Source organism: Deinococcus metalli, from assembly GCF_014201805.1.
Taxonomy (GTDB): Bacteria; Deinococcota; Deinococci; order Deinococcales; family Deinococcaceae; genus Deinococcus; species Deinococcus metalli.
The window spans coordinates 995,034-1,014,867 of sequence record NZ_JACHFK010000001.1 but is presented as its reverse complement, the minus strand read 5'-3'; the positions used below and the strand labels follow the sequence as shown (position 1 = coordinate 1,014,867).

18 protein-coding genes are annotated in these 19,834 nt (G+C 73.2%); 7 read left to right on the top strand and 11 right to left on the bottom strand.

Annotated elements, in window-relative coordinates:
* Positions 1-44 precede the first annotated feature (44 nt).
* From HNQ07_RS04950 to HNQ07_RS04935, 4 genes are read right to left on the bottom strand one after another with little or no spacing between them, the layout of a single operon-like run.
* The gene (locus HNQ07_RS04950; RefSeq protein WP_184109740.1) at positions 45-1,313 is read right to left on the bottom strand and encodes an FAD-dependent oxidoreductase; all 1,269 of its coding nucleotides are present in this window, start codon (positions 1,311-1,313) and stop codon (positions 45-47) included.
* Positions 1,303-1,557 (bottom strand): (2Fe-2S)-binding protein, encoded by a 255-nt coding sequence (locus HNQ07_RS04945; RefSeq protein ID WP_184109739.1) that lies wholly within the window; start codon positions 1,555-1,557, stop codon positions 1,303-1,305. The genes HNQ07_RS04950 and HNQ07_RS04945 overlap by 11 nt, the downstream gene beginning before the upstream one ends.
* The gene (locus HNQ07_RS04940; RefSeq protein WP_229831716.1) at positions 1,550-2,662 is read right to left on the bottom strand and encodes an NAD(P)/FAD-dependent oxidoreductase; all 1,113 of its coding nucleotides are present in this window, start codon (positions 2,660-2,662) and stop codon (positions 1,550-1,552) included. The genes HNQ07_RS04945 and HNQ07_RS04940 overlap by 8 nt, the downstream gene beginning before the upstream one ends.
* Before the next feature lie 10 nt (positions 2,663-2,672).
* The gene (locus tag HNQ07_RS04935; protein ID WP_184109737.1) at positions 2,673-3,617 is read right to left on the bottom strand and encodes a proline racemase family protein; all 945 of its coding nucleotides are present in this window, start codon (positions 3,615-3,617) and stop codon (positions 2,673-2,675) included.
* A gap of 81 nt (positions 3,618-3,698) precedes the next feature.
* Between HNQ07_RS04935 and HNQ07_RS04930 the strand changes: the two genes are divergently transcribed.
* Positions 3,699-4,424, top strand: coding sequence for a helix-turn-helix transcriptional regulator (locus HNQ07_RS04930; RefSeq protein ID WP_229831717.1), 726 nt, complete (start codon positions 3,699-3,701; stop codon positions 4,422-4,424).
* Between the two features lie 16 nt (positions 4,425-4,440).
* On the opposite strand, the gene HNQ07_RS04925 is transcribed toward HNQ07_RS04930, so the two are convergent.
* The 3 genes from HNQ07_RS04925 to glgP form a co-directional block, all read right to left on the bottom strand.
* Positions 4,441-5,310 carry an EamA family transporter gene (locus HNQ07_RS04925; protein ID WP_308430859.1) on the bottom strand — a complete coding sequence of 290 codons (870 nt, stop codon included), beginning with the start codon at positions 5,308-5,310 and terminating at the stop codon, positions 4,441-4,443.
* A gap of 27 nt (positions 5,311-5,337) precedes the next feature.
* The gene (pcaC, locus tag HNQ07_RS04920; RefSeq protein ID WP_184109735.1) at positions 5,338-5,745 is read right to left on the bottom strand and encodes a 4-carboxymuconolactone decarboxylase; all 408 of its coding nucleotides are present in this window, start codon (positions 5,743-5,745) and stop codon (positions 5,338-5,340) included.
* 103 nt (positions 5,746-5,848) lie between these two features.
* Positions 5,849-8,365, bottom strand: coding sequence for an alpha-glucan family phosphorylase (gene glgP / locus HNQ07_RS04915; RefSeq protein ID WP_184109734.1), 2,517 nt, complete (start codon positions 8,363-8,365; stop codon positions 5,849-5,851).
* A gap of 300 nt (positions 8,366-8,665) precedes the next feature.
* Here glgP and HNQ07_RS04910 point away from each other — a divergent pair, with 300 nt between their 5' ends.
* Positions 8,666-10,060, top strand: a complete 1,395-nt coding sequence (locus tag HNQ07_RS04910) for a hypothetical protein (RefSeq protein ID WP_184109733.1) — start codon at positions 8,666-8,668, stop codon at positions 10,058-10,060.
* A 17-nt stretch (positions 10,061-10,077) separates the two neighbouring features.
* Here HNQ07_RS04910 and HNQ07_RS04905 read toward each other — a convergent pair whose 3' ends face one another.
* Complete coding sequence (locus HNQ07_RS04905) at positions 10,078-11,016, bottom strand: nucleoside hydrolase (RefSeq protein WP_184109732.1); 939 nt, start codon at positions 11,014-11,016, stop codon at positions 10,078-10,080.
* Between the two features lie 47 nt (positions 11,017-11,063).
* Here HNQ07_RS04905 and HNQ07_RS04900 point away from each other — a divergent pair, with 47 nt between their 5' ends.
* Positions 11,064-11,804, top strand: coding sequence for an alpha/beta hydrolase family protein (locus HNQ07_RS04900; protein ID WP_184109731.1), 741 nt, complete (start codon positions 11,064-11,066; stop codon positions 11,802-11,804).
* A 15-nt stretch (positions 11,805-11,819) separates the two neighbouring features.
* Here HNQ07_RS04900 and HNQ07_RS04895 read toward each other — a convergent pair whose 3' ends face one another.
* Positions 11,820-12,308, bottom strand: a complete 489-nt coding sequence (locus tag HNQ07_RS04895; protein ID WP_184109730.1) for a peroxiredoxin — start codon at positions 12,306-12,308, stop codon at positions 11,820-11,822.
* Positions 12,309-12,410: 102 nt separating this feature from the next.
* Here HNQ07_RS04895 and tilS point away from each other — a divergent pair, with 102 nt between their 5' ends.
* Entirely contained in the window at positions 12,411-14,027 is a 1,617-nt protein-coding gene (gene tilS / locus HNQ07_RS04890) for a tRNA lysidine(34) synthetase TilS (protein ID WP_229831718.1), read from the top strand.
* 7 nt (positions 14,028-14,034) lie between these two features.
* Here the strand turns inward: tilS and HNQ07_RS04885 are convergent, their stop codons facing one another.
* Positions 14,035-14,955: a DMT family transporter gene (locus HNQ07_RS04885; RefSeq protein ID WP_184109729.1), complete on the bottom strand. Its 921-nt coding sequence runs from the start codon at positions 14,953-14,955 to the stop codon at positions 14,035-14,037.
* A gap of 207 nt (positions 14,956-15,162) precedes the next feature.
* Between HNQ07_RS04885 and pcaD the strand changes: the two genes are divergently transcribed.
* Together pcaD and HNQ07_RS04875 are read left to right on the top strand one after the other, a co-directional pair.
* The gene (gene pcaD / locus HNQ07_RS04880; protein ID WP_184109728.1) at positions 15,163-15,984 is read left to right on the top strand and encodes a 3-oxoadipate enol-lactonase; all 822 of its coding nucleotides are present in this window, start codon (positions 15,163-15,165) and stop codon (positions 15,982-15,984) included.
* A 128-nt stretch (positions 15,985-16,112) separates the two neighbouring features.
* Complete coding sequence (locus HNQ07_RS04875) at positions 16,113-16,751, top strand: CoA-transferase (RefSeq protein WP_229831719.1); 639 nt, start codon at positions 16,113-16,115, stop codon at positions 16,749-16,751.
* Here the strand turns inward: HNQ07_RS04875 and HNQ07_RS04870 are convergent.
* On the bottom strand, positions 16,699-17,787 hold the full coding sequence (locus tag HNQ07_RS04870) for a GTP pyrophosphokinase (protein ID WP_184109727.1): 1,089 nt from the start codon (positions 17,785-17,787) through the stop codon (positions 16,699-16,701). The two genes, HNQ07_RS04875 and HNQ07_RS04870, sit on opposite strands and share 53 nt — an antisense overlap.
* Before the next feature lie 76 nt (positions 17,788-17,863).
* Here HNQ07_RS04870 and HNQ07_RS04865 point away from each other — a divergent pair, with 76 nt between their 5' ends.
* Positions 17,864-19,786, top strand: a complete 1,923-nt coding sequence (locus HNQ07_RS04865) for an N-acetylmuramoyl-L-alanine amidase family protein (RefSeq protein WP_229831720.1) — start codon at positions 17,864-17,866, stop codon at positions 19,784-19,786.
* The last annotated feature ends 48 nt before the right edge of the window (positions 19,787-19,834 follow it).

Sequence of the window (19,834 nt, the reverse complement as noted above, 5' to 3'; positions counted from 1 at the left end):
GGCCTCCTGGGCAGGTGAGAGGGGATGGAGACGGTCGGGGGCGGTCACGAACCGGACAGCAGATCGGACAGAGGGAGCGGGACCAGTGGGGGGCGGACGCCGCTGAAGCGCCAGCCGTAGAGCGCCTCCGTGGCCGGGCCGCACACCCGGCCCTGGCACGCGCCCATGCCGCAGCGCGTCTGGAGCTTGGCGTCCGTCCAGCTCGCCTGCGCGCGGAGCTGGCCGTGGGTGACGTCCTCGCAGCGGCACACGACGGTGTCCGGGGCCGGCAGGCCACGCACTTCGGGGCGGAGGGTGAAGGCGCGGTCCAGCGCCGCCTGGAACGCCGAGTGCCGCGCCGAGGTCGCCGCTGCGCCGCGCAGGCGCTCGGTCTGTCCGGTGGCCGCGCACCCGGTCACGGCGCCCTCGTGCAGGGCCTTGTCCACGCCGCCCACGCCGGTCAACTCGCCTGCCGCGTAGACGCCGGGCACGCTCGTCTGGCCCCACGCGTCCACCCGCACCGCGCCCGCGTCGGTCAGGGCGCAGCCCAGCAGCACCGCCACGCGCGTCTCGGGCACCAGACCGAAGCCCACCGCCAGCCACTCGCAGTTCAGGGTGACGGGGCGGCCCGCGCGGCGCAGGGTCACGCGCTTTAGCGTGTCGTCCCCATCGGCCCGGACGGGCCAGGTATCCGGCCAGTAGCCCACGCCGCGCAGCGCCCACGCCAGGGCGGCGGAATCCCGCGCCTTGCCGCCCAGCCGCGCCGCGGCCACGCCGAACCGGGCTGCGCTGGTCAGCGGCGCCTGCTCGGCGATGCCCAGCACCCGCGCGCCCGCCCTCCGCAGGCCTGCGGCGACGGCCAGCAGCAGCGGGCCGCTGCCCGCCACCACGATCCGCGCGCCGCGTACGTCCAGCCCCGACTTGACCATGGCCTGGAGCGCTCCGGCACCGGTCACGCCGGGCAGGGTCCAGCCGGGAAAGGGCAAAAAGCGCTCCACGGCCCCGGTCGCCAGGATCACGCGGCCCACGTGCAGGCGGGTCAGGCCGTCCGGGCGGCTGAGGACCAGCGTCCAGTCGCTGCCGCCGGTCTCCACCCACGCGATCTCCGTGCGGCCCAGCCAGCGCACGTTCGCGCAGGCGTCCAGGGCGCTCAGCAGCGCGGTCGCCGGGCCGGGCGTGCCGACGCTCGCGCCGCGCCAGATCTGGCCGCCCCGCGTGGGCTGCGCGTCGATCACGGTGACCGTCTGGCCCGACCGGGCGGAGTTCAGGGCCGCGCTCAGCCCTGCCGGCCCGGCCCCGATCACGGCGATGTCCGTGTGCGGCTCAGCGGTCATGGGAACCTCCGGGCACCAGGGTGACGCGCTGCCCCGCCTCCACGGGCGTCTGGCACGTGCGGACGGTGCGGCCATCGATCACGGCGCGGCATTCCTGGCACACGCCCATGCCGCACAGCGCGCCGCGCGGCTCGCCCGCCAGACTGCGGCGCAGCGTCCGGTATCCCGCGTTCTGGAGGGCCGCCAGCACGCTCGTGCCGTCGGGGACGGTCACGGCCCGGCCCTCGATCCACAGTTCAGGCATGGGCGACTCCGTGAAAGCGGCCCACGCCGAAATCGAAGGCGGTCAGGGCGCTGGGCGTGCCGAACACCTGGGCGGCCAGAACCTCCGCCGTGCCCAGCGCGGTCGTGATGCCCAGGCCCTCGTGCCCGGTCGCCACGAACACGCCGGCGCGCTCGCCGTGCCAGCCGATCAGGGGCAGGTGATCCGGCGTCGCGCAGCGCTGCCCCGTCCACACCCGCAGCGCCGACAGGGCGGCCACACCCGGCAGGTATGCCCTGGCACGGTCGAGCATGCGCCGCAGCAGGAACCACTCGGGCGCGGCGTCCGGCCGGTCGAACTGGCGGCTGGAGCCGATCAGCAGTTGCCCGGTGGGGCGCGGCTGCACGTTGAAGGCCACGCTGTCGGCGTCGCTGGCGTGGGCACTCTTCAGGTAGCCCAGTTCGACCAGCTGGTGGGTCACGTCCAGCCCGCCGCGTTCCGTGATCAGCAGGTGGCCCTTGCGCTGCCGCAGCGGCAGCTCCGGCAGCAGCGACAGCGAGCCGATGCCGCCCGCGACCACGACCACGTCGGCGGCCACGCGCGCACCGCTGCCCAGACGGACCTCACCGTCCTCCAGCTCCACCACCGAGTCACGGATCACGGCCGCGCCGCTGCGTTCCAGCAGGAAGGCGGCAGCCACCGGGGCGTACACCACGGCGTCGCCGGGCACGCGCAGGCCACCCGCCAGTCCGGGCCGCAGCGAGGGTTCCAGGGCGGACAGTTCGGCGGCGTCCAGCACCTCCGAGGTTCGTCCAGCGGCCCGGTATGCGGCCTGTTTGGGCTGCACTGCGGCCAGCTCCTCGTCGTCGCTGGCGACCCAGAGTGTGCCGCACCCGCGGTAGTCGGCGGCGGCCGGCAGGGTGGGAGCCAGGGCGTCCCATAGCTCCAGGCTGCGGGCCGTGAGCGCCAGCTGCGCGGGGCTGTCGTCCATCACGACCAGGTGGCCCATGCCCGCCGCCGTCGCCCCGCCGCCCAGCGGGCCGGGCTCGACCACGCTGACCGCCGCGCCGTGCCGGGCCAGGGCGTCCGCGCACGCCGCGCCCACCATGCCGCCTCCGACCACGACCGCACGCAGAGCGGACGTCACAGTGCCGCCGTCATCCCGGAATGCCCCACGCGAAGGGATCGCCATCCTGCACGATCAGGTCCCCGCTGGCCGTGATGAAGGCCTGCCCGGTGATGACCGGGTGAACCTCCCCATCCCGCAGGGAATACGTGCCCTCGAAGGCGCTTCCGATCACGCTCTCCTGCCGCCAGACCTCGCCGGGGGCGAGCTGTCCGTCGGCGGCCAGGCACGCGAGTTTCGCGCTGGTGCCCGTGCCGCACGGACTGCGGTCGTAGGCGCGGCCCGGACACAGCACGAAGTTCCGGTGCGCGCCGTCACCGCGTCCCATGAGCTCGATGTGGTCGATCACGGCGCCGTCCCGGCCCGTCACGTTCTGCGTCTCCAGCGCGCTGCGTATCGTCCAAGCCAGGTCGGTGAGTTCCTCGATGCGCAGCGGGCCGATCTCGGCACCGCCCAGGCCCGGCTGCTGCAGGTCCACCAGATAGAACCAGTTGCCGCCCCACGCCACGTCGCCGCGCACCTGCCCGAGGCCCGGCACGTCCACCACCACGTCCTTGGCGTGCCGGAAGGCGGGCACGTTCGCCACGCTGACCCGGCCGTCTGGATGCAGCGTGGCCGTCACCACGCCCACGGGCGTCTCGATGCGGTGCTCGCCGGGCGCGATGCGGCCCAGGTGCGCCAGGGTGGCCACCACGCCGATGGTGCCGTGGCCGCACATGCCCAGCGGGCCGACGTTGTTGAAGTAGATCACGCCCGCCGCGCAGTCCGGATCGCGCGGCGGCACCAGCAGGGCGCTGACCAGCACGTCGTTCCCGCGCGGTTCGTTGTTCACCCGCCGCGCCCACGGCGCGTAGGCTCCGGCCAGCGCGTCCCGCTGCTCGGCCAGTGTCGCGCCGGGCAGGGCCGGGAAGCCCGAGAGGATCACGCGCGTCGGTTCCCCGGCCGTGTGCGAGTCGACGAACCGGATGGCGGTCATGCCTTCAGGGTAGGCGCCGGGCCGCGTCCTGTCTTGTACGCCCTGGGGGGATGCCGCGCCGAAATCGGCATACTCATGGGCATGGGTCTGCTTCCTACGTCCTCCCTTCCAGCAGCCACGCTGGCGGGTCTGACCGACCTGCTGGACGTCCTGCCGGATACAGTGGCCTTCGTCAAGGACGCGCACGGCCGCTATCTGTACGCCAACCGCACCCTGCTGACCCGCCTGCGCCTGACCCGCCAGGAGGAGCTGATCGGCCGGCTGGCCCAGGATGTGTTTCCCGGTGGACTCGGCACAACGTACACCCGGCAGGACGCACGGGTGCTGGCCGGACACGACCTGACCGAGCACCTGGAACTGCACCTGTATCCCGGCGGTCAGACGGGCTGGTGCCTGACCACCAAGCGCGCCCTGCACGAGCGCGGGGCGGCCGTAGGTCTGGTGGGCCTGTCACGCGACCTGGCGCTGCCCGCCGCCCACGCCAGCGCGCTGGCTGCCGCCGTCTCGCGCCTGCACGCCGAGTATGCCGGCCCGCTGAGCGTGGCGCAGCTGGCCCGCACGGCCGGCCTGAGCGTGAGCGCCTTCGAGCGCCAGACGCGGCGGGTCTATGGCCTGACGCCCACGCAGCTCCTCACGCGGGTGCGGGTGGACGCCGCCACCGCCCTCCTGCGGAGCAGCGACCGACCCGTCGCGCAGGTGGCAGTCGAGTGCGGGTACTTCGATCACAGCGCGTTCACCCGCGCCTTCCGCGCCGCCGTCGGCCTGACGCCCAGCGCCTACCGGGCCTTCATCCGCGCCCAGGGCTGAGGGCGCGGCGTGCCGTTCACGCCGTGACGGGCACGTCCGTCCGGTTCTGAGTGAGCTGCACCCCGGCGCTCGCCACGATCACGCACAGCATCGCCAGCCACTGCGTGAGCGTCAGGTGCTCGTGCAGGAAGATCAGGCCGCTCAGCGCCCCGAAGGCCGGTTCCACGCTCATCATGATTCCGAAGGTGCGGGCCGGCAGGCGGCGCAGGGCGCTCATCTCCAGGCTGAACGGCAACGCTGCCGAGAGCACCGCCACGCCCAGCCCAGCGGCCAGCACGGGCAGCGACAGCAGCGCCGCGCCGGCATGCGCCACCCCGAGGGGCACGCTGATCACCGACGCGATCAGCAGGCCGGCCGTGACGCCGGTCACGCCCGGCACGCGGCGCCCCACCACGCTGCCCAGCAGGATGTAGGCGCCCCAGAACACCCCGGCCAGCAGTGCCAGCGCCACCCCCAGCGGATCGACCGTCGAGGCCGTGACGGTGCTGTGCGGGGCGATCAGTGCGATCCCGAGCGCCGCGAGCGCCACCCACACGAAATCAATGGCGCGGCGTGACAGCAGCAGGGCCACGCCCAGCGGCCCCACGAACTCCAGGGTGACGGCCAGCCCCAGCGGCAGCCGGGCGAGCGCCTGGTAGAACACCAGATTCATGAGTCCCAGCACCACTCCGTAGGGCACGATGGCCAGCCAGTCGGCGCGGCCCAGCGCCCGCAGGTTCGGGCGGAACAGCGCCAGCAGCAGCAGGAAGCCCAGGCCGGCGCGCAGCGCGGTCGCGCCCGTCGGCCCCACCTGCGGGAACAGCATCTTGGCGAAGACCGCGCCCCCCTGGATGCTCAGCATGGCCAGTGCCACGGCGGGCAGGGGGGGCAGGGAATTCAGACGCACCGGGGCATTAAAGCATCAGGTCAGGTCTTACGTCCCCTGATCGGCGTCGCGCGCGGCAAAGACCCGCCGGGCGGTGTTCACCGCGCTCAGGCCGGCCGGGACCCCCGCGTAGACCGCCACCTGATGCAGCACGTCGCTCAGGTCGCGCTCGCTGACCCCGGTGTTCGCCGTGGCGCGGATGTGCCCCTCCAGTTCCTTCTCGCGGCCCAGCGCGGCCAGGATCGCCAGGGTCACCAGATGCCGCTCGCGATCCGTGAGGTTGCCGCGGCCCCACGCGCTGCCCCAGGCGTAGGCGGTCAGAAACCGCTGGAAGTCTGCGCCGAAGGCGTCCGGATCGAGGGCCGCGCTCACATACTGCTCGCCCATCACATGCCGGCGCTTGACGAGACCGCGCTCGTACTGTTCCTGGGGAATACCGTTCGGATCGTCGCTCATGCCCGAGCGTACCCGTTCTCGGCGGCCGTCTGCCACCACGACACCGCCCCCGACACCACAGGGGCGCGGGGGCGGTCGGGGCCGTGGGGTCAGGCCAGGCGGCTCACGCCCACTTGATCAGGCCGGCTTCGAGGTCGTTGCTCAGGCCGTCGAGTTCGGGAATCATGCGCACGCCCACCGAGTACAACCCGCTGTCCTTGAGCGGCACGTCCGCGCGGAAGGTGCCGTCGCCCTGGCTGGCCAGCGGCACGCGGGTGATGTGCCCGCTGCGGTCGAGCACCGCCTCGACCCGCAACTGGTCGAGGTTGATGCCGGCAGCGTTCACCTGCGCGGTCACGGGCACCGTCTGGCCGGGCTGCGTGGTGACGGGCAGGGCCGCCTGGGCGGTGACGCTGGTGTAGGGCCACTGCTGGCGCACCCAGGTCTTCCAGCCGGCGATCTCGCGGGCCTGCGCGGCGCCGTCGGCCGCGACGCGCTCTCCGCGCGAGGCGAGCGGCACGTAGTACCTCTGCACGTAGTCGATCACCTGGCGCTGCATCGAGAAGCGCGGCGAGCACGTCTCGATGGCGCGCCGGACCGTGTGCGCCCACGACTCGGCGCCGCTTGAGCTGCCGTAGTAGCGCGGCACGATGTCCTGTTCCAGCGTCTGGTACAGGCTGAAGGCGTCGGCGTCGTCCTGCACGTTCAGGTCGGCGTACTCGCGCTCCTCGCCGATCGGCCAGCCGTTCGTGCCGTCGTAGCCCTCACGCCACCAGCCGTCCAGCACGCTGAAGTTGGGGCTGCCGTTGAACGACGCCTTCATGCCGCTGGTGCCGGACGCCTCCAGCGGGCGCCGCGGGTTGTTCAGCCAGATGTCCACGCCCTGCACGAGGTGCCGGGCGACGTTCATGTCGTAGTTCTCCAGGATCACGATCTTGCCGCGGAACTCGGGTTCCTGCGAGACCTTGTAGATCTCCTGGATGAAGGCCTTGCCGGGGTTGTCGGCGGGGTGGGCCTTGCCGGCGAACACGAACTGCACCGGGCGCTCCGGGTCGTTCACGATGCGGCTCAGGCGCGCGCGGTCGCGGAACAGCAGCGTGGCGCGCTTGTACGTGGCAAACCGCCGCGCGAAGCCGATGGTCAGGGCGTTCTCGCTGAGCAGGGTGTCGGTGGCGGCCACGTCGGCGGCCGACGCGCCGTTGCGCAGCATCTGCTCGCGCATGCGGGCGCGCACGAAGGCGATCATCTCGCGCTTCATGACGAGCTGCACGCCGCTGAGCTGCTCCTCGGTGAGGCCCTCCACGGCCGTCCACATCTGCTCGTCTTCCAGGCGCTCGGTCCAGTCGGCGGGCAGCACAGTCGACAGCAGGTCGCGCATCGCCTGCGACGTGAAGGTCAGGTTGTGCGCGCCGTTCGTGACGTGCCCGATCGGGACTTCCTCGGGCTCGGCGCCCTCGTACAGGAAGTTCCACATCTTGCGCGACACCTCGCCGTGCAGTTCCGACACGCCGTTCGCCGCGCGGCTCATGCTCAGCGCGAAGACCGTCATGGAGAAGGTCGGCACGAGGTGGTTGTCCCACACCTGCTCGTGCTTGGCCAGGGCATACAGGTCGTCGCGGGTGGTCGCGAGCATCCCCGGCCAGCGGCCCAGGTAGCGGTCGACCAGGTCGTAGCCGAAGGCGTCGTTGCCGGCGGCGACCGGCGTGTGCGTGGTGAACAGGGTGCTGCTCGCCACCGTTTCCAGCGCGGTGCGGAAGTCCAGGCCGGCGCTCACCTGCTCGCGGACGCGTTCCAGCGACAGCAGCGCGGCGTGGCCCTCGTTCATGTGGTACACGTCGGCCGGCACGTTCAGGGTACGTAGCGCGCGGATCCCCGCCACGCCCAGCAGCACGTACTGCTGGAGCCGCAGTTCCTGGTTGCCGCCGTAGAGCCGCGCGGTGAGCTTGCGGTCGTCCTCGCTGTTCTCGGGCACGTTCGTGTCGAGCAGCAGCACCTTGATCCGGCCCACGTTCAGGTTCCAGATGCGGGTGTGCACCTCGCGGTTGCCGATCTGCACGCTCACGCGCGCTTCCTCGCCGCCGGGCGTCAGGGCCGGCGTGATCGGCAGGGTCGTGAGGTCGAGTTCCTCGTAGCTCTCGTTCTGCCAGCCGTCCTTGTCGAACAGCTGCGTGAAGTACCCCTGGTGGAACAGCATCCCCACCGCCGTGAACGGAATCCCGAGGTCCGACGCGCTCTTGCAGTGGTCGCCCGCCAGCACCCCCAGACCGCCGGAGTAGATGGGCAGCGACTCGTGGTACGCGTACTCCATGGAGAAGTACGCGACGGGCTTCATGGCCGGCGCATTCCGGCTGGCCCAGGTGTCCGTCTTGCCCATGTACGCGTCGAAATCCGCCATGACCTGCGTGTAGCGCGCCAGGTACGCCGGGTCCTTGGCGACTTCATCCAGACGGGACTGCGGCACGTCCAGCAGCGTGCGCACCGGGTTGTGCTGGAAGCGCTCCCATGATGACGGATCGAGATCCTGATACAGCGCCTGGGCGTGTGGGGTCCACGACCAGTACAGGTTGTAGGCCAGCTCGGACAGCCGCGACAGGCTGGGCGGCAGCTGGGGAAGCACGGTCACTTTGCCGATGACGTTCATACCTGCCGAGCTTACACTACGCCTCCTCGGCGTGGCAGGCCGACGGAATGCGTGCTTAGCGCGAAAATCTCGCCTGTCCAGACAGCTGTCGGGTGCATCGTGGGGCGGGGGCGCGTCTGATCTTCCGTGGACGAGCGCGGAGACAGGCACTTCACGCCTTGTCCTGACCTGCCGTTCAGCTGTGGCGGTTTGATGAGAACCCTGACCGCCCGGGCAGCTCATCAGGGCCGGTGCAGCGCGGCAGGATCGCCGGTCCTGACTTGCAGCATGACGATGTTGAGGCCACAATGAGGACGGCCCATGACCGCTGCCCCCGCTCCCACCCGGACGCCCCCCCGGTGGCTTCCCCTGGACGACCATCCGGCCGCGCTGTGTCCGCTGGAACTCGGAATCGTGCGGCTGAGCGTGCACGGCCGGGTCCGGACCCTGCTGCGGGCCCTGAACCTGACCGACCCGGACGGCCTGAGCACGCGGCTGCTCGCGCAGCGTGAGGGCCGGCTGTTCCTGCACGCCGCGCACCTGGAGACCCTGACCGCGCCGCTGGGCCGCGAGCAGGCCCTGGCCTTTCAGCTTGCCCTCGGCGTGACGCCCGAGCCGGACGTGCCGGCGGCGCCCCCGCCCCGGCCCCGCCCGGACTTCCTGCACCAGGCGGCGCTGGGGCCGCGCGCCGCCGTACCTGCGGTGCCGGTCGGTGAGACCCGGGCCACGCCGGCCACCCGGCTCGCTCGCGCCATGCACCGCCTGGGTGACGACCCCGACGCCCTCAGCACCTACAACGCGGTGCTCGCCACTGAGGCGCTGCGGGCTGTGGCGTGGCACTGGCTCGACCAGCGCGGCGCTCTACACCTGGAACTGCTGTGCGGCGTGGACGCGGGGAGCGGCCCGGGCGGCGAGGTCGCCGGCGCGGCCCTGCAGCAGCTCCAGACCACCCTGACCGGCGCCCGGCGCGGCGCCGCCCGCGCCCTGGTGGAGGCCGCCCGTGCACAGCACGCCGCGCTGCGTGCCCACCAGAGCGCCACCCGGCTGGCCCGCCGCGAGCTGATCCGCGCCGCCGTGCAGGGCGCGGCCCTCCTCACCCGTGCGGGGTGGCTGAACCGCCCGGCCGACGCGCGCTGGCTGACGCCGGCCGAACTGCGCGACGCCCTGGACGGCACCCTGGACCCCGGCACCCTGCGCGGCCTCACCCAGCTGCGCCGCCTGCAGCACACGCCCGCCGCGGACACGCCCACGTGGACGCTGGTCGACCGGCAGTACCCGGCCGTGCCGCTGTCGCCGGGGGTGCGTGACGGCCAGCTGTACGCCTGGACGCCCGGCCAGACCGTGCCGGACGGCGTGATCGCGCTGTGCAGCGACGTGCGGCCGTGGCACCGGCCGCAGCTATCGGGCGCCGCCGCGGTGGTGCTCGACCACGCCGGCCCGCTGTCGGCTCCGGCGCTGCACGAGCGCGGTCTGGGCCGGCCCGCCGTGGGCCTGCGCGGCCGGCGCCCAGAGTGGTTGCAGGACGGCGCGGTCGTGCGGGTGAATGCCCACCAGGGCACCGTGACCCTGCTGCGCCGTGCGCCGGACCCGGCCGTTCCCACGCCCGGTATCGTCACCGCTCGCGAGGAGACCGTGGCGCTGGTGCCGAGTGGGCAGGCCACCCACGCCGCGCCGCGCGGCATCGCGGGTCTGAGCCTCGATTTCGACTTCAGCTGAGCGGCCGCAGCCGCCCTTCAGGGCAGGGTCGCCAGCCGCTCCAGCAGGCGCGCGAAGAACGCGGCGTCGTCCACCCCGACCGCCACCCGCGCGTTGGCGGGCCGGCGTGTCACGCCGTACAGGTCGCAGGTCGTCCGCCCGACGTTCGCACCGTCCTGCACCTCGATCTGCACGTCCATCGGCGCCCACTCCAGCAGGTCCGGCCAGATGACGCCCGCCACGGCCAGCGGGTCATGCAGCGCGCCACCGTCCAGGCCGTAGCGATCGCGGTACACGCCGGCGTAGAAGGTCAGCAGTTCCGCGCTGACTGCGCCCGCGCGGGTGCCCAGGTCGCGCAGCGCCTGCACGCGGTCTGGCGTGGCGATGCACTGCATGGTCACGTTCAGGCCCACCATCCGCAGCGCTGCGCCCGACCCGAACACCATGTGCGCGGCGTGCGGGTCGGCCAGCGCGTTGAATTCCGCCGCCGGCGTGCGGTTGCCCTGCGCGGTGCTGCCGCCCATCCACACGACTTCCCGCAGCAGGCCCGGCAGGTCCGGCGCCATCCGGAAGGCCAGTGCCACGTTCGTGAGCGGCCCCGTGGCGATCACCGTCACCTCGCCCGGTCGCTGCCGCGCGTGCCGGATGAGCGTGTGAACGGCGTGGCCCTCCGCCGGCGGTCGCGCGGGCTCCGGCAGGTTCTGGGCGGGCAGGCCGGTGGCGCCGTGGACCGCGGCGGCGGTCACGGCGGGGCGCACCACGGGGCGGTCGGCCCCCGCGAAATACGGCGCGGCCGAGCCAGCCAGCGCCAGCGTCACGCCCGCGTTGCGGGTGGTCAGGTCCAGCGGCACGTTGCCGTGTACGGTCGTCACGGCCAGGATGTCGAGTTCCGGGCTGGCGGCGGCCAGCAGCCACGCGACCGCGTCGTCCAGACCGGGGTCGCCGTCGAGGATCACGGGCAGGGCGGGGAAGGGCATGAGCGGAGTGTAGGGTGCGGCGGCCGCGCGGTGGCACAATCCCGGACATGGAACACTTCGCGCAGTTCAGCGTCGACGGCAGCCGGCTCTACGGCATGCTGCACACCCCGGACACCGACGCCCCCGCGTCCGGCTGGCCGTCTGTCGTGTTCGTGCACGGCTTCACCGGCAACCGCACCGAGGCGCAGCGGCTGTTCGTGCGCTTCTCGCGCGTGCTCGCCGCGCGCGGCGTCGCCAGCCTGCGCTTCGACTGCCGGGGCAGCGGCGAGTCGCAGGGCGAGTTCAGCGACGTCACGGTGGGCACCGAGGTGCAGGACACGCTGGAGGCCTGCGCGTACGTGCGCCGGCAGCCCGGCATCGATCCCCTGCGGGTGATGCTGCTGGGCTTCAGCATGGGCGGCCTGGTCGCCACGCTGGCCGCGCAGGAAGCGCGGGCACACCGCCTGCTGCTGTGGGCGCCTGCGCTTCCCGACCTGTGGCTGCCGCGCCTGCCGGGGGGTCAGCTCCCGGCGACTGTCGCGGACCTGGGCGGCTGGCCGGTCAGCCGCGCGTTCTTCCAGGACATGCTGCGCCAGCGGCCGCTGGAGGCCGCCGCCCGCTGGGGCGGCGTGGCACACGTGATCCACGGCGACGAGGACGACGTGTGCCCACCGGAGTTCGGCGTGCGCTACGCCCGCGCGCTCGGCTGCGACGCGACCGCCATTCCCGGCGGCACACACACCTTCGCGAGCCTGGAGACCACCGCGATGCTGTATCAGGAGTCGCTGCGTTTCCTCAGCGGCGGGTGACCACGGACACGTGATTCACGTGCCCTGCACCGCACTCGGCGCGTGGCCGGACTCGCTGCCCAGGGCACGCAGCACCGCCGGCACATGCGCGGCCGGATTCGGGTTGCGCCAGCGCGCCGCGATGACGCCCTGCGGGTCGATCAGCACGGTCTCGCGGGCGGCCATGTTCAGCAGCCCGCCGATGACGCCCAGCACGCCGTACGCATGGCACACGCTGCGGTCGCTGTCCGGCAGCAGCGGGAAGGTCAGGTGGCAGGTGTCGCGAAACCGCGCCTGCCGGGCCTCGGTGTCGGTGCTCACGCCGATCACGACCGCGCCCAGCCGCTCGAACTCCGGCAGGGCGGTCTCGAAGCGCTGCGCCTCGATGGAGCAGCCGGCGGACCCGGCCCGCGGGTAGAAGACCAGCACCACGTGCCGGCCGCGCAGGTCGGAGAGCCGGATCAGCTCGCCGTCGACGCTGCGTTTCTCGAACAGGGGTGCGGGCGCACCGGGGCGGGGACTCATCGCGCCATTCTACCGGTGCGGCCCGCGCGCGGCGTTCCATCCCGCACACTCTCGCGGTCGCCCCGGGTCGCGTCCTGGGCGGCGACTTCCTACAATGCCGGCGTGTCCACCCCCGCGCGTCCCCCCAACCTGCCGGCCCGGCTGGCACAGCCGCTGCGGCCCTATGCCGGGCAGACCGTGGTGGCCGGCGTGTCGGGCGGCGCGGATTCCGTGGCGCTGCTGCTCGCGCTCCACGCGGCCCACGCGCGGGTGGTGGCGGTCCACCTCGACCACGCCCTGCGCCCGGACTCGGCAGCGGACGCCGCGTGGGTGCAGGCCCTCGCCGCCCGCCTGGACGTGCCCGTGGTCGTCACGCGGGTGGACGTGGCCGCCGTCGCCGCGCGGCGCGGCTGGAACCTCGAGGACGCCGCCCGGCGCGTGCGCTACGACGTCCTGACCCGCGCGGCGAAGGCCCACGGCGCCGCGGCCGTCCTGACTGCCCACACCCGCCGCGACCAGGCCGAGACGGTGCTGATCCAGCTCCTGCGCGGCGAACCCGTGCTGAACGGCATCGCGCCCCAGCGCGGAACACTGCGCCGACCGTGGCTGGACGTGGACCGGGGCGAGATCGAGGCCTACCTGACGGCGGCCGGGCAGGACTGGCGCGAGGACGCGTCAAACGACGATCCCCGCTACACCCGCGCGTGGCTGCGGACGTCGGTGATGCCCGTCCTGACAGCCCGCTTTCCCGGCCTGGAGGCGTCGCTGGCCCGGGTGGCGCGGTACCAGGCGCAGGACGACGCCGCGTTGGCCGCCCTCACACAGGGACTGACGCCGCACGCGCCCCGGACGGGCGCGCCGCTCGCCGTCCTGCGGCGCCACGTCCGGCAGGAACTCGTCCGGGCGCGGCTGGACGTGCACGCCGGACACGTGGACACGCTGGCCGGCGCCCTGCACGCGGGCGGCACCGTCCACGTCACCCTGCCGGGCGGACGGGACGTCACGGCGAGCGGCGGCCGGCTGCACACCGCCCCGGTGACCTTCCCGCTTCCGGCGTTTCCCGTGCCGGCCGGCTGGGGGCTCCGCACGCGGCGGGACGGCGACCGCATCGTCCTCGCGGGCGGCACGCGCAAGCTCAGCGACGTCCTGACGGACCTCAGGGTGCCGCGGGCGGACCGCGACCGGGTGCCGCTGCTCGTCGGGGCGGACGGCGCGGTGCGGTGGGTGGGCGTGACGCCGCCGCTGTGGGCTGCCGGCGCGCGTGAGGACGCGGCCCAGGCGGCCGATCCGCTGCACGCCGCGATGGGCGAGGCCCTCGCGCTCGCCCACGAGGCAGGGCGCGCGCAGGAGGTGCCGGTCGGCGCGGTCGTGCTCGGTCCGGACGGCGCTGTGGTCGGCCGGGGCCGCAACCGCAGCCGCGAGCGCGGCGACATGACCCGCCACGCGGAACTCGAGGCGCTGCGCGGGGCCGCCGTCACGCTCGGCACGCCGTACCTCACCGCCTGCACGCTGGTCGTCACGCTGGAGCCGTGTCCGATGTGCCTCGGCGCGGCGCTGGAGGCGCGGATCGGGCACATCGTCTACGGCGCGCCGAACCCGAAGGCCGGCGCGCTGGGCGGCGTCACGGACGTGCTCGCCCACCACTGGGGCGCGCGGCCCACCGTCACGCCGGGCGTGCGCGCGTCCGAGGCGGCGCGGTTGCTGCGGCGCACCTTCGCCGCCCTGCGCTCTGGGCAGTGACGCTTCCTCAGTCGCCGGGCGGCTGGAGGCGGCGCCGGCCGTCGAGCACCGCCAGCACCCCCGACGCGCAGATCAGTGCCATGCCGCTCAGGCCGATGGCGTCCGGGAACTGGTGGAAGGCCACCCACCCCACCACCGCCGCGAACACGAGTTGCAGGTACGTCAGCGGGGCCAGCAGCGACGCGTCCGACGTGCGGTACGCGACCGTGAGCAGGAAGTGCCCGCTGCCGCCCGTGAGGCCCAGTACGCCCATCAGGGCGAGGTCGGTCCACGAGATCGGACCGCCCTGATGGGCGAGCACCACGACTGAGACTCCGAAGACGCTGCCGGTCACGGCCGAGTGGTACAGCAGATGCAGCGACGGAATTCCCTGCAGCGCGCGCGACAGCAGCTGGTAGCCGGTGTTCACGGCCGCCGCGAGAAACGCCAGCCCCACGCCCAGCGGATCGAGGTGCCCGCCGGGCCGCACGATCAGCAGCAGGCCCAGAAATCCCCCCACGGCGCCGATCCAGCGCAGTGGCCCCGGCCGTTCGCCCAGCAGCGGCACGGCCAGCACCGTGACCAGCAGCGGCGCGAGGAACGAGATCGCGGTCGCCTCGGCCAGCGGCAGGCGCGCGAACGCGCCCATCATGATCACGGTCAGGCTCGCCAGACACAGCGAGCGCGCCAGCACCAGCCACTTTGGATACACCACGTCCCGCGGCGCCGCGCGCACCGGCCGCGGCAGGAGGGCGGAGAGCAGCAACACCTGCGTGCTGAAGCGCACGGCCGACACCACGGCCGGCGAGTGCGCGTGCACGAGGTGCTTGGCCAGGCCGTCCTGCCCGGCGAAGATCACCAGGGCCAGCACGTACAGCCCCAGCCCGCGCAGGGACGCGGCGGCGGGCGGGTGTCCGGCGCGGGCGGTCGAGGACGTGCGGACGCTCATCGGGTGGAGCGGGTACGCCGGGGGGGCGTCGGGCGACGTGGGGCGGGGGGAGTGGAATGCGGCAGGACCATGTCACCTCGGACTCCGGGCCGGGCGGCGCGGGGTGTACCCTCACCCTAGCCGCTGCCGGGCGGGGCCGCGCGCTTCGCGTTCGGGCGGTCCGAACGCCGGCAGGCCCTGCACACCCTCTCCCAGCCGAGGTTTCCCATGTCTATCCCGGTTCCGGCCCCCTTCACCGAGGTGCGCGGCGTCAGCCTGCATGTCCGCTACCGTCCACGGCCCGGCGCGCGAACGGTGTTGTTCCTGAACGCCCTGGGCAGCGACGGCCGCATCTGGGATGGCGTGGCCGCGGAGCTGGGCGGCACCTGCGGAACAATCCAGTACGACCAGCGCGGCCAGGGTCTGTCGGACGCACCGCCCGGGGAGTACACGCTGCGCGACCACACGGCCGACCTGATCGGCCTGCTGGACGCCCTGGGGGTGGAGCGCGCCGTGCTGGCCGGCGTGTCGGTGGGTGGCCTGATCGCGCAGGACGTCGCCGCCGCCCACCCGGAGCGCGTCGCGGGACTGGTGCTGTGCGGCACCGGCGCGAGGATCGGCACGCCCGACGCCTGGCAGCAGCGGATCGAGGCCGTGCGGGCCGGCCGGCTTGCAGACCTCGCTCCCGGCATCGTGGGCCGCTGGTTCACGCCCGCGTTCTTCGTGGGTCGCCCCGCCGAGGCGCGCGGGTACGTGAACATGCTGGCCCGCACGTCGCCGCAGGGGTACGTGGGCACCTGCGCCGCTCTGCGGGACGCCGACCTGCGCGAGCAGACGGCCGCGCTGAGCGTGCCGGCCGTGGTGCTGTGCGGTGAGGCCGACGAGAGCACCCCGCCGGACCTGAACCGCGACCTCGCCACGCGGCTGGGCACCGACCTGCACGTGATCCCGGATGCGGCACACCTGACCGGTGTGGAGAGGCCCCGGGTCGTCATTGACCACATCCGCGCCTTCCTGGCTTCGCTGGATGCGGGGAAAACGGTGAGCTGAAAGCGCGAGGTGCGAAGTGGGGCAGGCTGTCCGGCAGGTCAGGCGGGGTCATCTGTGGCCGCGCTCACGGCTGGACATCCTTGGTAGACCGCTCGGGCACCTCACCGTCCCCAGCCCGGCCTGGCGGAGTGCATGAAGCCAAGACCCACGACCAGCCCCAGCGTGCCCTGGCTGAACTGCACCCTGGCGACGTGGTGAACCTGGGCATCGGCATTCCCACGCTGATCGCCGACCTGATCACCCCGGGGATGCAGCTGAACCTGCACACTGAGAACGGCACGCTGGGTGTTGGCTCTGCTCCATACAACGGCGGCGCGCTGGAGCACCCCGTGAACGCCGGCACGGTGCCCGTGACCGCGGTCCCTGGCGCGAGCTATTTCGATAGTGCGGACAGTTTCGGGATGATCCGCGGCGGCCACGTGCACGTGGCCGTCATGGGCGGCCTGCAGGTGGATGCCCACGCGAATCTCGCCAACTGGGCGGTGCCGGGCAAACCGCTGCTGGGCGTGGGGGGCGCGATGGATCTGGCATCGGGTGCGAGGCGGCTGATCGTGCTGATGACCCACACCGATCCGGATGGCACGCTCAAGGTGGTGTCGAAGTGCACGTTGCCGCTGTCTGAGCTCGCGCTCGGCAGCATCCTGGATGATATCTGGGCGACGACTGGGGCTTGTCGTCGAAGCGCTCCAGAGCCACGTGTAGATCGCGCGGCCCTTACCCGGCGCGTCTGCCCGTCGCCTCGGCGTAGGTGTCGCGGACCGTGCTGATGAGCTGCGCGGTGCTCAGGACGCCGGTCATGTCGAGCAGGCTCACGATCTCGCGCGGGTCGAGGGCCGGATTGGCGCACGCGCGCATCAGGCCGAAGTGCACGATGCTGGTGCCGGGCCGTGCGCCGCCCGCCGGCGTCCACGTCTCGCGCAGGCGCGGCATCAGCAGGGCGGCAAACTGAACGATCTCCGGGCCGTGGCGGCGCAGTTCCTTCTGGAGCGCCCCAACCGAGTGCACGCCCACGTATTGCAGCAGGCCGGCCAGCCGCTGTGGCCGTTCCGGGTCGGGCCAACCGGTCAGCAGCAGCACGTTCAGCGCCGCGGCGACCCGGGTGTCCAGGTCACGTACCGGATCGACGTCCAGCATGTACTGGAGGCTCTGCACGTCGATATACACGCTGTCCGGTGCGTCGTGCACGCGTTCGGGCAGGGTCGCGGCATAGTCCTTCGACAGGCGGTGGAGGGTCATGAACTCCTCGTCGGCCATCTCCAGCAGGCCCGCCAGCCGGTAGAAGCGCCGGCGCACCTCACGCGGCACGGCCTCACGGTTCTTGTAGCCCAGGTCGTGCTCGATCTCGGCCCACGCGTGCTGGAGGATGGAACGGATCTGGATCTCGAAGGGGTGGTCCTCGAAGGCCGCGTCGGCCGGGCCGTGGCCGAGCGGTCGCACCACGTAGTGCACGCCCATGTACCCGAACCGGTCAGGGTCGTGCATCTTGCTCTTGTCGATGGAGTGCGCCCAGTCCACGTCGAAGCGCTCCTCGACCAGCCGGGACACCGCCTGCACGTCCGATTCGAAGTACGTGATCACGCGCACCGCCACGAGGTCCGTGACCTCGTCCAGCGCGCCGTAGCGTCCGGGTTTGCGCAGCAGTTTGTCCGCGAGGCTGGCGGGGCGCTTGACCCGGCCGGTCACGTGATGGATGTTCAGGCCGGAACTTTGCAGCAGCGCGTTCGTGACGGCCACAGCCGCGTCGCGCAGGCGCTCATATTCCGGCAGGGCCGACTCGTACGCCTGGACCAGAACGTCGTTCATGGGTGACACCAGCATACGCTCCCCCGCGCGTCGGTCGGCCTCATTTACGCGGCGCGGGGGCGTGCTACATCCAGGCATGCCCAAGCGCCTCCTGGCCGCCCTGCTGTGCTCGGCCGCCCCGGCGCTGATGGCCGGCACCACCGCAGCTCCCTCTGGCGCCCCCGACGTGTTCGTCGCGTACCCCGATGCGGGCGCCAGCGTGGCCTTCGACCACGTGATCCTGGAGGGCAGCGTCAGCCCCGGCGGCGACCTGCGTATTGACGGCAAGCGTGTTCCGGTCGGACCGGATGGGCTGTTCATGGAGTGGTGGCCGCTGCGGCCCGGCGTGAACGACCTGCGCCTCGTGACTACCCGGGCAGGCCGCACCGGCACCCTTACGTGGCGCGTGACCCGCACGGCGACACGGACCCTTCCGGCCAGACCCACCGCTGTCGAGGGGGGCAGCGTGCGCCCGGGTGTCCAGCAGGTGTACTGGGACGCCGTGAACGACACGCCCGCCGAGCGCGCAGTGACCGTGTCGTTCCGCGGATCGCCGGGCGGCCGGGCCGCGTACCGTCTGGCGGGCAGTCCGCCGGTGCCCATGACCGAGGGACCGGCCGGGACGTACAGCGCGGTCTACACGCTTCCGACCACCGCCCGGCTGCTGGACGCGGTCTTCACTGTCACCCTGACCGGGCCGGACGGCCGCACGGCCACGGCAACCGCGCCCGGCCACCTGACCAGCACGCCGGCCGGGCCGCGCACGGCCACGCAGCGGCCCGGCACGGTGCGCGGTCTCGCGCTGAACGAATCCGGGATGCGTCTGACGGACCTGGCCGGCGCAGCGCTGCTGTACCCGCGTGAGGGCATGACCTTCACCGCCGTGGGCCGCGTGGGCGATGACCTGCGCGTGCGGCTCGCCCCGGGCGTCCCGGCCCTCGTGACCGCCGATCAGGTCGAGGTGGGTCCGGGCCGGACGGCGACCGCGCCCGGCGGCCCACTCACGCTGGACGGCGCTCTCGCCGGGCCGGTCGGATCGGCCCTGCCGCTGCTCGCCCAGGCGAGCCCGCCCGCCCCCAGCGACGTGGCCGGAGTGCCGCCCGAACTCAGCCCCGTGCCAGGTCTCGTGCCTCCGCCGGCCGCACCGACCGGCGACCTGCGCGTCCGCGTGCCGCTGGGCGGTGTCCGGCTGCCGCACACGCTGGAACAGCGGTCGGGCGGCTCGCAGTTGGTGCTCACGCTGTACGGCCCATTCGCCGCGCCCCTGACCGCACCCGACGGCATGGCCGATCCGCTGCTGCGCGGCGTGGACGTCCAGCCGGGCCTTCCGGGCGTGACCGTGCTGACCCTGGACTTGGCGCCGGGGCAGGCGTGGGGCTTCCAGGCGGGCTACGACGGCGCGGACCTCGTCGTGACCGTGCGGCGGCCTCCCGCCGTGGACCCGGTCCGGCCGCTCGCGGGCCGCGTGATCGTCCTCGACCCCGGGCACGGTGGCAGCCAGAAGGGAGGCGCGGGTAGCCTGCGCACCCCGGAGAAGGGGCTGGTGCTGCCCATTGCCATGCGTGCCGCCGCGCTGCTGCGCGCCCAGGGCGCCACCGTGATCCTGACGCGCACCAGCGACGTCACGCTCGGCCTGTACGAGCGCGGCCTGATCGCCGAGGGCGCGCGGGCCGAACTGCTCGTCAGCGTGCACGCGAACGCCCTGCCGGACGGCCGTGATCCGCGTGGCGTGCGCGGGCCGGAGGTGTACTTCTCCCACCCGCAGTCACAGGCGGTCGCCGCGTCGATCCTCGCCGCGCTGCGCCGTACCCTGCCAGACCTCGGCCCCGGCCAGGGCCTGATGGGCGGGGCCGATCTGGCCCTCACGCGGCCCAGCGCGCAGCCGAGCGTGCTGGTCGAGACCGCGTACCTCACCGACGCCGGGAACCTGCGGGCGCTCCAGAGCCCGGCCGGGCAGGAGCGCTTCGCGCAGGCCATCGCGGCGGGCATTGCGCAGTATTTTGCCGCGCTGGCCCGCTAGACCGGGGGCGCGCTGACCGTCCGGCGCCCGGGGCCGTGCTACGGTCAC

Excerpts from the sequence above, each read along its gene's own strand:
- HNQ07_RS04900 (WP_184109731.1), top strand. The coding sequence starts at position 11,064 with ATGGAACACTTCGCGCAGTTCAGCGTCGACGGCAGCCGGCTCTACGGC.
- HNQ07_RS04885 (WP_184109729.1), bottom strand. The coding sequence starts at position 14,955 with ATGAGCGTCCGCACGTCCTCGACCGCCCGCGCCGGACACCCGCCCGCC.
- HNQ07_RS04895 (WP_184109730.1), bottom strand. The coding sequence starts at position 12,308 with ATGAGTCCCCGCCCCGGTGCGCCCGCACCCCTGTTCGAGAAACGCAGC.
- HNQ07_RS04930 (WP_229831717.1), top strand. The coding sequence starts at position 3,699 with ATGGGTCTGCTTCCTACGTCCTCCCTTCCAGCAGCCACGCTGGCGGGT.
- HNQ07_RS04870 (WP_184109727.1), bottom strand. The coding sequence starts at position 17,787 with ATGAACGACGTTCTGGTCCAGGCGTACGAGTCGGCCCTGCCGGAATAT.
- HNQ07_RS04935 (WP_184109737.1), bottom strand. The coding sequence starts at position 3,617 with ATGACCGCCATCCGGTTCGTCGACTCGCACACGGCCGGGGAACCGACG.
- HNQ07_RS04905 (WP_184109732.1), bottom strand. The coding sequence starts at position 11,016 with ATGCCCTTCCCCGCCCTGCCCGTGATCCTCGACGGCGACCCCGGTCTG.
- HNQ07_RS04910 (WP_184109733.1), top strand. The coding sequence starts at position 8,666 with ATGACCGCTGCCCCCGCTCCCACCCGGACGCCCCCCCGGTGGCTTCCC.
- pcaD (WP_184109728.1), top strand. The coding sequence starts at position 15,163 with ATGTCTATCCCGGTTCCGGCCCCCTTCACCGAGGTGCGCGGCGTCAGC.
- pcaC (WP_184109735.1), bottom strand. The coding sequence starts at position 5,745 with ATGAGCGACGATCCGAACGGTATTCCCCAGGAACAGTACGAGCGCGGT.
- glgP (WP_184109734.1), bottom strand. The coding sequence starts at position 8,365 with ATGAACGTCATCGGCAAAGTGACCGTGCTTCCCCAGCTGCCGCCCAGC.
- HNQ07_RS04950 (WP_184109740.1), bottom strand. The coding sequence starts at position 1,313 with ATGACCGCTGAGCCGCACACGGACATCGCCGTGATCGGGGCCGGGCCG.
- HNQ07_RS04865 (WP_229831720.1), top strand. The coding sequence starts at position 17,864 with ATGCCCAAGCGCCTCCTGGCCGCCCTGCTGTGCTCGGCCGCCCCGGCG.
- HNQ07_RS04945 (WP_184109739.1), bottom strand. The coding sequence starts at position 1,557 with ATGCCTGAACTGTGGATCGAGGGCCGGGCCGTGACCGTCCCCGACGGC.